Genomic DNA, 10,098 nt, shown 5'->3' with positions numbered 1-10,098 from the left:
GCTGCCGCGCCTGTGGGCGGCGCCGCTGGCGCGCCGGCCAACCGTCCTGCGCCGACTGCAGCGGCGCTCCCGCCGGCGGCGGCTCCGGTGGCTGCGGCCCCTACTGCGCCGGCGAGCGGCGCTGTCGTGGGCGCGGCCGGCGGCAAGCTGACGCTGACGGTGAAGGAAGATTCCTGGATCGAGATCCGCCGTCCAGGCCAGAATTCGCTGATCGCGCGCCTGGTGAAAGCCGGCAGCACGGAAACGTTCAATGTGCGCGAGAAGGACCTGCTGATCGTCGGCAAGCCAGGCGGCGTCAACGCCAACCTGGCCGGCGCCCAGCTGGAGCTGCCGCCGGTACCTGGCGGCACCATCTCGCGCGTCAATATCAAGTAAGCAGAGTAAGCATGTCTTCTTCGAACAATCCGATCCCTTCCGGACCGCTGGCGCGCCGCGCCAGCCGCCGCGTGCTGATCCAGCACGGCGAGCGCAAGATCTGGGTCGGCGGCGACGCGCCGGTGGTGGTGCAGTCGATGACCAATACCGACACCGCCGATGCGGTGGCGACGGCGATCCAGATCAAGGAGCTGGCGCGCGCCGGTTCCGAACTGGTGCGCCTGACCGTGGATCGCCCGGAAGCGGCGGCCGCCGTGCCCTACATCCGCGACCAGCTGGACAAGATGGGGGTGGACGTGCCGCTGGTGGGCGACTTCCACTACAACGGCCACACCCTGCTGACCGACTACCCGGACTGCGCCGCCGCGCTGTCCAAGTACCGCATCAACCCGGGCAACGTGGGCAAGGGCGCCAAGCGCGACACGCAGTTCGCGCAGATGATCGAAGTCGCGGCCAGGCACGACAAGCCGGTGCGCATCGGCGTCAACTGGGGCTCGCTCGACCAGGCCCTGCTGGCGCGCATCATGGATGAAAACGCGGCGCGCGCCAATCCATGGACCGCGCAAGCGGTGATGTACGAAGCGCTGATCACCTCCGCGATTGAAAACGCGGTACGCGCCGAAGAACTGGGTCTGGCGCGCGACAAGATCATCCTGTCCTGCAAGGTGTCCGGCGTGCAGGACCTGATCGCCGTCTACCGCGAGCTGTCCAAGCGCTGCGACTATCCGCTGCACCTGGGCCTGACCGAGGCCGGCATGGGCAGCAAGGGCATCGTGGCCTCGACCGCCGCGCTGTCGGTGCTGCTGCAGGAAGGCATCGGCGACACCATCCGTATTTCGCTGACCCCGGAACCGGGCGGCGACCGCACCAGGGAAGTGGTGGTGGGGCAGGAAATCCTGCAGACCATGGGCCTGCGCAAGTTCACCCCGATGGTGATCGCCTGCCCGGGCTGCGGCCGCACCACCTCCACTGTGTTCCAGGAACTGGCGGACGATATCCAGACCTACCTGCGCGAGCAGATGCCGGAATGGAAAAAGACCTACCCGGGCGTGGAGGCGATGAACGTGGCCGTGATGGGCTGCATCGTCAACGGCCCGGGCGAATCGAAGCACGCCAATATCGGCATCAGCCTGCCCGGCACCGGCGAATCGCCGGCCGCGCCGGTGTTTGTCGATGGCGAGAAGGTGGCGACCCTGCGCGGCGAGAATATCGTCGGCGAGTTCCAGGCCATCGTGCTCGACTACGTACAAAAAAACTATAGCAAAGCAGCGTAAAGAATATGTCCAACAAAGCAGACAAAATCACAGCGATCAAGGGGATGAACGATCTCCTGCCGGCTGACGCCCACCTGTGGGAGATCTTCGAGAACACCGCGCAGTCCGTGGTGCAAAGCTACGGCTTCCAGCAGATCCGCACCCCGATCGTGGAAGAGACCCGCCTGTTCTCGCGCGCCATCGGCGCCGTGACCGACATCGTCGAGAAGGAAATGTATTCCTTCGAAGACGCCATGAACGGCGACAAGCTGACCCTGCGCCCGGAAGGCACCGCGGGCGTGGTGCGCGCCGTGCTGGAGCATAACCTGGTGTACGAAGGCCCGAAGCGCCTGTGGTACAAAGGCCCGATGTTCCGCCACGAGAAGCCGCAGCGCGGCCGCTACCGCCAGTTCCACCAGTTCGGCGCGGAAGCCGTGGGCTTCACCGGCCCGGACGTGGATGCGGAAATGATCGCCATGTGCCGCCGCCTGTGGGATGACCTGGGCCTGGAGAACATCCGCCTGGAAATCAACTCCATCGGCGACGCCGAGGAGCGCGCGCGCCACCGCGTCGACCTGATCGCCTACCTGGAGCAGCACGAGGAGCACCTGGACGCCGACGCCAAGCGCCGCCTGCATACCAACCCGCTGCGCATCCTGGACACCAAGAACGCTGCCCTGCAAGGCATCGTCAACAGCGCGCCGAAGCTGCTGGACTACCTGGGCGCGGAATCGCTGGCCCACTTCGAAGGCGTGAAGAAGATCCTGGACGCCAACGCGATCCAGTACACCGTCAACACGCGCCTGGTGCGCGGCATCGACTACTACAACCGCACCGTGTTCGAATGGGTCACCGACGAACTGGGCGCGCAGGGCACCGTGTGCGCCGGCGGCCGCTACGACCCGCTGATTGAAATGTTCGGCGGCAAGCCGACCCCGGCGGTCGGTTTCGCCATGGGCATCGAGCGCCTGATCGAACTGATGAAAGGCGCCGGCGACACCGCCGCGCCGCGCCAGTGCGACGTGTACCTGGTGCACCAGGGCGAGGCGGCGCAAGCGCAAGCGTTCATCCTGGGCGAGCGCCTGCGCGACGCCGGCCTGGACGTGATCCTGCACTGCGCCGGCAGCAACGGCGCCGGCAGCTTCAAGTCGCAGATGAAAAAAGCCGACGGCTCCGGCGCAACCTTCGCAGTCATCATCGGCGAGGACGAAGTGGCCAACAACACCGCCGTCGTCAAGGCAATGCGCGCTGAAGAAGGCGAAGGCCAGCAGCAAAGCGTTGCCTTTGAAGGCGTTGTCGATTACGTCGTGGACCAGATCACATGCGGAGACGATTGTGACCACGACCACCACCACCATCATTGATAAATAAAGACTGAAACATGGCATACGATCTCGAAGAACAAGAACAGCTCGCTACCATCAAGGCGTGGTGGGCGAAGTACGGCAACCTGACCACCTGGGTGGTGATCGCCGGCCTGGCCGCCTATTCGGGCTGGAATGGCTGGAACTACTACCAGCGCAACCAGGCGGCGCAAGCGTCGGTGCTGTTCGATGAACTGCAGAGCGCCGCCAACGCCAAGGACAACGCCAAGGTGCTGCGCGTGGCCAGCGATATCGAGAGCAAGTTCGGCAGCTCTTCTTACGCCGCGCTGGGCGCGCTGACCGCCGCCAAATCGGCCTTCGACGCCAACGACCTGAAGTCGGCCAAGGCGCAACTGGAGTGGGTGGTCGCGCACGGCAACGACGAGCAGAAGAACGTGGCCGCGATCCGCCTGGCCGGCGTGCTGCTGGACGAGAAGGCCTACGACGCCGCGCTGAAAGCGCTGGCGGGCGCCGCGCTGCCGCAGTTCAAGAGCGCCGTGGAAGACCGCAAGGGCGACATCCTGGCCGCGCAGAACAAGCTGGAAGACGCGCGCAAGGCCTATCTGGCCGCGCTCGAATCGGCCGACAAGAAGAACCCTGGCCGCCAGCTGATCCAGCTGAAACTTGAATCCATCGGCGGCACCGCGCCGGAAGAGAAAGCGTAACCCAATGCGTGCAACCCGTACCATCATCGCGCTGGCCGTCCTGGCAACGGCTGCCGGCTGCAGCACCATGAGCAAGCTCAATCCGTTTGCCAAGGAGGACAAGTTCGCCCCGGCCAAGCTGGAAGAACTGAAGCCGGGCGTACCGGCCCGCATCGTGTGGAAGCACAGCATCGGCAAGGCCGGCGTGCATGTGTTCTCGCCGGCGCTGGCCGACAACAGCGTGTTCGTGGCCGATGCCGACGGCACTATCGAGCGCCTGGACGCCGCCAGCGGCAAGGTGCAGTGGCGCAGCAAGTCCAAGACCGACCTGACCGCCGGCGTGGGCGTGAGCCCGAACGGCCAGGTGGTGGCGGTGGGCGGCGAGAAGGGCAAGCTGCTGGCCTTCGACGGCGCCGGCAAGGCGCTGTGGGAAGTGCAGGCATCGAGCGAGATCCTGTCGGCGCCGGCGGTCGGCAACGACGTGGTCATCGTGCGCACCGGCGACAACAAGGTTACCGCCTACGATGCGGCCGATGGCAAGAAACGCTGGTTCATCCAGCGCGTGACGCCGCCGCTGACCCTGCGCAATACGCCGGGCCTGGTGATCGCCAACGGCAACGTCTATTCGGCGCAGCCTGCCGGCCGCATCCTGGCGCTGGCGCTGACCAACGGCGTGCCGCGCTTTGAAGCGCCGCTGTCCGAGCCGCGCGGCGCCACCGAGCTGGAACGCGTGTCCGACATCAGCGGCACGCCGGCCGTGTACGAGGGCGACCTGTGCGCGGTGAGCTACCAGGGCAAGGTGGGCTGCCTGGACCTGGCCACCGGCGTGGCGCGCTGGAGCAAGCCGGCATCGTCGGACGTGGGCGTGGGCGTGGACCAGCGCTTCGTCTTCGTGTCGGACGAGAAGGGCGCCGTGCAGGCCTTTGCGCGCGAAGGCGGCGCCTCGGCCTGGAAAAACGACAAGCTGGCTTACCGCCGCTTGTCCGCTCCTGTCTCTTACGGCCGTTTCGTGGCCGTGGGCGACCTGGAGGGCTATGTGCACTTCCTGTCGCGGGAAGATGGCACGGTATTAGGTCGGATCGCCACCGGCGGCGGCGCCATCAAGGCGGCGCCCGTGGTGGCAGGTTCGAATGTGATTTTACAAACCCAGAATGGGACAGTGGCCGCTATCGCGGTCGAATAAAAACAATATGAAGCCGGTAATTGCACTCGTAGGTCGCCCGAACGTCGGGAAATCGACCTTATTCAATCGACTGACCCGCTCGCGCGATGCGCTGGTGGCGGACCTCCCTGGCCTGACGCGCGATCGTCACTACGGCGAGGGCCGCGTCGGCAATCGCCCGTTCCTGGTCATCGATACCGGCGGTTTCGAGCCGGTCGCCAAGGAAGGCATCATGTTCCAGATGGCCCTGCAGACCAAGCAGGCCGTGGCGGAAGCCGACGTGGTGGTGTTCCTGGTGGATGGCCGCCAGGGCATGACCCCGCACGACAAGACGATTACCGATTTCCTGCGCAAATCCGGCCGTCCGGTGCTGCTGGTGGTAAACAAGGCCGAAGGCATGCGCTACACCGCCGCCGTGTCGGACTTTTATGAACTGGGCCTGGGCGACCCGTACGCGATTTCCGGCGCCCATGGCGACGGCGTGCACGACCTGGTGCAGGAAGCGCTGGACAAGGCCTTTGCCGGCCGTCCGGCCGACGAGGAAGAACTGCTGCCGCAGGACCGCGGCGTGAAGATCGCCCTGGTGGGCCGCCCGAACGTGGGCAAATCGACCCTGATCAACACCCTGGTGGGCGAAGAGCGCGTGATCGCTTTCGACATGCCGGGCACCACCCGCGATTCGATCGAAATCCCGTTCGAGCGCGACGGCCGCCAGTACACCCTGATCGACACCGCCGGCATCCGCCGCCGCGGCAAAGTGTTTGAAGCGATCGAGAAGTTCTCGGTGGTGAAGACGCTGCAGTCGATTTCGGAAGCCAACGTGGTGATCCTGATGCTCGACGCGCAGCAAGACATCTCGGAGCAGGACGCCCACATCGCCGGCTTCATCCTGGAATCGGGCCGCGCCCTGGTGGTGGCGGTCAACAAGTGGGACGGCCTGCAGTCGGACGACCGCGACCAGGTGAAGATGGACATGGACCGCAAGCTGGACTTCCTGTCCTTCGCCAACACCCACTTCATCTCGGCCCTGCGCGGTTCCGGCATCGGCCCGCTGATGAAATCCGTGAACGGCGCCTACGCCGCCGCCACGGCCAACCTGCCGACGCCGAAGCTGACGCGCGCCCTGCAGGAAGCGATCGAGAAGCAGGAGCCGAAGCGCAAGGCCGGCACCCGTCCGAAAATGCGCTATGCGCACCAGGGCGGCCAGAACCCGCCGATCATTGTTATCCACGGCAATTCGCTGGATGCGATCTCCGAGCCGTACAAGCGCTACCTGGAGAAGCATTTCCGCGATACCTTCAAACTGGTCGGCACCCCGCTGCGCATTGAATTGCGTAATGGCAAGAATCCTTTCGACAAGCGCGAAGGCTGAAAAAGCGGGCATTCCGCTTTAAGCGGGGCTTAAAGAGGGGCCCGCCCCCCTTTAAGTTTCTGCAAAAATTGACAAAACAAGGTACAGTATCCTTGGAGCATCCCCAGCAGCACTTGAAATTTAGGCGCAGCGTCTCCATTTCGTACACAACAACATAAAACGGAGCTGTTATGAGCAATAAAGGGCAATTGTTACAAGACCCATTCCTGAACGCGCTGCGCAAAGAGCACGTTCCAGTCTCGATCTACCTGGTCAACGGCATCAAGCTGCAGGGCCATATCGAGTCTTTCGACCAGTATGTGGTACTGCTGCGTAACACCGTCACCCAGATGGTGTACAAACATGCGATTTCCACCGTGGTGCCTGCCCGCGCCGTGAACCTGAACATCGACAATTCCTCCGAGGCAGCGGAGTAAGCCCCAACGTATGCGTGCAGCTTTAGTCGGGGTAGATTTCGGTCAGGGCGACTTTGCTGCCAGTATCGAGGAGTTGATGCTGTTGGCCCGCTCAGCGGGCGCAGAGCCTGTCACCACCATTACCGGTAAGCGCTCGGCGCCGGATGCGGCGTATTTCGTCGGCACCGGCAAGGCCGACGAAATCGGCCTGGCGGTGCAGGACCACAAGCTCGAGATCGTCATCTTCAATCATGCGCTGTCCCCAGCCCAGCAGCGCAATCTGGAAAAACGCCTGCAAGTGCGGGTGCTCGACCGCACCAGCCTGATCCTCGATATCTTTGCGCAGCGCGCGCAAAGCCACGAGGGCAAGGTGCAGGTCGAACTGGCCCAGTTGCAGCACCTGGCCACGCGCCTGGTGCGCGGCTGGACCCACTTGGAACGCCAGAAGGGCGGTATCGGCCTGCGCGGCCCGGGGGAAACCCAGCTCGAGACCGACCGCCGCCTGTTGGGCGAACGGGTCAAGATGCTGCGCGCCAAACTGGCCAAGCTGCGCAAGCAGCATGAGACCCAGCGCCGCGCGCGCGGCCGCAACCATACTTTCTCGGTGTCCCTGGTCGGCTATACCAATGCCGGCAAATCGACCCTGTTCAATACGCTGACCAAGGCCGGCGTCTACGTGGCGGACCAGTTGTTCGCGACCCTCGACACCACGTCGCGCCGCGTCTACATGGGCGAGGAAATCGGCAATGTGGTCCTGTCGGACACGGTCGGCTTCGTGCGCGAACTGCCGCACCAGCTGGTGGCGGCTTTCCGCGCCACGCTGGAGGAGACCATCCACGCCGACTTGCTGCTGCACGTGGTGGACGGCGCCTCGCCCAGCCGCATGGAGCAGATCGAACAGGTCAACCTGGTGCTGCGCGAAATCGGCGCCGACCACATCCCGCAGATCCTGGTGTGGAACAAGATCGACGCGGCCGGCCTGGAGCCGACGGTCGAACGAAATGAATATGATAAGATTTCCCGCGTATTCATCAGCGCACGCACCGGGTCCGGCCTGGACCTGCTGCGCGAGGCGATCTGTGAGGCAGCACGGGATGAGCAGGAAGCGCTCGCCAACCCCAAAGAGGAGCTGGCGCCGGACAGTATTCTCACCTTTACCCAAGTAGGATCTCACTAAGAAAAATATGCCTTTTTCCTCTCTCAAGAAAAGACTAGGCCTGAAGCTGTCCTTGAACGACCATAACTGGGGCAACGACAAGGACAAGGACAAGGACAACCGCAAGGCCCAGGAAGGCAAAAAGCCCGGCGAAGGCCCGCCGGACCTCGATCAGCTCTGGCGCGACTTCAACCAGCGCCTGAACGGCCTGTTCGGCGGCGGCAAGAATCGCGGCAACGGCGGTGGCGGCGGCGGTGGCGGTGGCGACAATATGAAGGGCGCCGGCATCACCTTTGGCGCGGTCGCCTCGGTGGCGGCGCTGGTGTGGCTCGCTTCCGGCGCCTTCATCGTGCAGGAAGGCCAGACCGGCGTGGTGACCACCTTCGGCAAATTCAGCCACGAGACGCCGGCCGGCTTCAACTGGCGCTGGCCGTACCCGTTCCAGAATAATGAAACCGTCAACGTGTCGACCGTGCGCACGGTGGAAGTGGGTTATCGCGGCAGCGCGAAAACCAAGATGGCTTCCGAAGCGCTGATGCTGACCGAGGACGAGAACATCATCGACATCCAGTTCGCCGTGCAGTACAAGGTGAAGAAGGCCTTCGACTGGCTGTACTCCAACCGCGACGCGGAGGACACCGTGCGCCAGGTGGCCGAGACGGCCATCCGCGAAGTGGTGGGCCGCAGCAAGATGGACTTCGTGCTGTACGAAGGCCGCGAGAAGGTGGCCAACGACACCCAGGCCCTGATGCAGTCGATCCTGGACCGCTATAACTCGGGCGCGCAAGTGACCAATGTGACGATGCAGGGCGTGCAGCCGCCGGAGCAGGTGCAGGCCGCCTTCGACGACGCGGTGAAAGCGGGCCAGGACCGCGAGCGCCAGAAGAATGAAGGCCAGGCGTACGCCAACGACATCGTGCCGAAAGCGCGCGGCGCGGCATTCCGCCTGATCCAGGAAGCCGAAGCCTACCGCGCCCAGTCCGTGCAGAACGCGACCGGTAATGCCGACCGCTTCAAGTCCGTGCTGGCCGAGTACCAGAAGGCGCCGGCCGTGACGCGCGACCGCATGTACATCGACACCATGCAGCAGATCTTCGCCAACACCAGCAAGGTGATGGTGGACTCCAAGGCCGGCAGCAACCTGCTGTACCTGCCGCTGGACAAGCTGATCGCGCAAGTGGCCGCGACCGAGGGGCGCGCCGCCAGTGTGACCGCGCAGCCGCCGACCGCCGTGTTGCTGCCGGAACCGACTACCGACACGAGCCGCCGTGATAGCCGCTCGCGTGAATCGTCCCGTGACCGGGAGGGCCGTTAATGAACCGCTTAGTAACCATTCTGATTACGGGCTTTATCGCCCTGATGCTGCTGTCCTCTACGGTGTTCGTGGTGGACCAGCGCAAGTACGCCATCGTGTTCGCGCTGGGTGAAGTGAAGCAGGTGATTTCCGAGCCTGGCCTGCACTTCAAGCTGCCGCCGCCGTTCCAGAACGTGGTGTACCTGGACAAGCGCATCCAGACCCTGGACCCGAAAGAAGCCGACCGCTTCATCACCGCCGAAAAAATGAACATCCTGGTGGATGCCTTCGTCAAATGGCGCGTGACCGAGCCGCGCCTGTACTTCGTGTCCTTCGGCGGCGACGATAACCGCGCCGGCGACCGCATGCAGCAGATCGTCAAGGCGGCGCTGAACGATGAAATCACCAAGCGCACCGTGCGTGAAGTGATTTCGGGCCAGCGCGGCAAGGTGATGGAGTCGATCCGCAGCAAGGTGGTGGACGAGGCCAAGCAGATCGGCGTGGAAATCGTCGATGTGCGCCTGAAGCGCGTGGACTATGTTGAGCAGATCAACAACTCGGTGTACGAGCGCATGAAGGCCGAGCGCGTGCGCGTGGCCAACGAGGCGCGTTCCACCGGTTCCGCGGAATCGGAGCAGATCCGCGCCGACGCCGACAAGCAGCGCACCGTGATCCTGGCCGAGGCTTACCGCGAGGCGGAGAAGATCAAGGGCGAGGGCGATGCGAAAGCCTCCCAGATCTATGCCGAGGCCTTCGGCCGCAATCCGGAGTTCTACAAGTTCTACCGCTCGCTGGAAGCGTATCGCGCCTCCTTCAAGAGCAAGGCTGACGTGATGCTGGTCGATCCGCAGTCGGACTTCTTCAAGTACTTCAAGAACCCGGGCTCGGGCAAGTAAGGCTCTTAAACCCGGAAACCGGAAACCAGGGTCCGACCCGCAGGTCGTCCCCTGGTTTTCCGGTTTCCGGGTTTACTGTTCCAGCAGCCTCAAATTTCCACCTGCATTGCAGCAAATTCGCGTAAAATACGCGGTTTGGTTCTCCGGTTTTCGGGGCGCGCAGCCGCGCCTGCATTGTTTATATTTC

General features: G+C 63.9%; 10 protein-coding genes. All 10 read left to right on the top strand.

The features are described 5' to 3' along the window. A partial coding sequence (locus GTP41_RS20270) for a DUF4115 domain-containing protein (RefSeq protein ID WP_161027391.1) occupies positions 1-375 on the top strand: 375 nt, incomplete at its 5' end. 11 nt (positions 376-386) lie between these two features. Further along, a complete protein-coding gene (ispG, locus tag GTP41_RS20265) occupies positions 387-1,649 on the top strand; it encodes a flavodoxin-dependent (E)-4-hydroxy-3-methylbut-2-enyl-diphosphate synthase (protein WP_161027390.1) in 1,263 nt (420 codons plus the stop codon). Between the two features lie 44 nt (positions 1,650-1,693). Beyond that, positions 1,694-2,992: a histidine--tRNA ligase gene (gene hisS, locus GTP41_RS20260; protein ID WP_229502979.1), complete on the top strand. Its 1,299-nt coding sequence runs from the start codon at positions 1,694-1,696 to the stop codon at positions 2,990-2,992. A gap of 17 nt (positions 2,993-3,009) precedes the next feature. Beyond that, positions 3,010-3,657 carry a YfgM family protein gene (locus GTP41_RS20255; RefSeq protein WP_161027388.1) on the top strand — a complete coding sequence of 216 codons (648 nt, stop codon included), beginning with the start codon at positions 3,010-3,012 and terminating at the stop codon, positions 3,655-3,657. A 4-nt stretch (positions 3,658-3,661) separates the two neighbouring features. Further along, positions 3,662-4,819, top strand: a complete 1,158-nt coding sequence (gene bamB / locus GTP41_RS20250) for an outer membrane protein assembly factor BamB (RefSeq protein ID WP_161027387.1) — start codon at positions 3,662-3,664, stop codon at positions 4,817-4,819. A 7-nt stretch (positions 4,820-4,826) separates the two neighbouring features. Next, positions 4,827-6,170 carry a ribosome biogenesis GTPase Der gene (der, locus tag GTP41_RS20245; RefSeq protein WP_161027386.1) on the top strand — a complete coding sequence of 448 codons (1,344 nt, stop codon included), beginning with the start codon at positions 4,827-4,829 and terminating at the stop codon, positions 6,168-6,170. A 170-nt stretch (positions 6,171-6,340) separates the two neighbouring features. After that, a complete protein-coding gene (gene hfq / locus GTP41_RS20240) occupies positions 6,341-6,586 on the top strand; it encodes an RNA chaperone Hfq (RefSeq protein WP_161027385.1) in 246 nt (81 codons plus the stop codon). Between the two features lie 10 nt (positions 6,587-6,596). Next, on the top strand, positions 6,597-7,742 hold the full coding sequence (hflX, locus tag GTP41_RS20235) for a GTPase HflX (protein WP_161027384.1): 1,146 nt from the start codon (positions 6,597-6,599) through the stop codon (positions 7,740-7,742). Between the two features lie 7 nt (positions 7,743-7,749). Beyond that, positions 7,750-9,036, top strand: coding sequence for an FtsH protease activity modulator HflK (gene hflK / locus GTP41_RS20230; protein ID WP_161027383.1), 1,287 nt, complete (start codon positions 7,750-7,752; stop codon positions 9,034-9,036). Beyond that, entirely contained in the window at positions 9,036-9,911 is an 876-nt protein-coding gene (gene hflC / locus GTP41_RS20225; protein ID WP_161027382.1) for a protease modulator HflC, read from the top strand. Before hflK ends, hflC begins: the two co-directional genes overlap by 1 nt. Positions 9,912-10,098 lie beyond the last annotated feature (187 nt).

Origin of the sequence: Pseudoduganella guangdongensis (assembly GCF_009857475.1) — a bacterium.
In the GTDB taxonomy this organism is placed as follows: Bacteria; Pseudomonadota; Gammaproteobacteria; order Burkholderiales; family Burkholderiaceae_D; genus Rugamonas; species Rugamonas guangdongensis.
The sequence above is the reverse complement of the archived record's forward strand: the minus strand, read 5'-3'. Positions and strand labels throughout refer to the sequence as shown.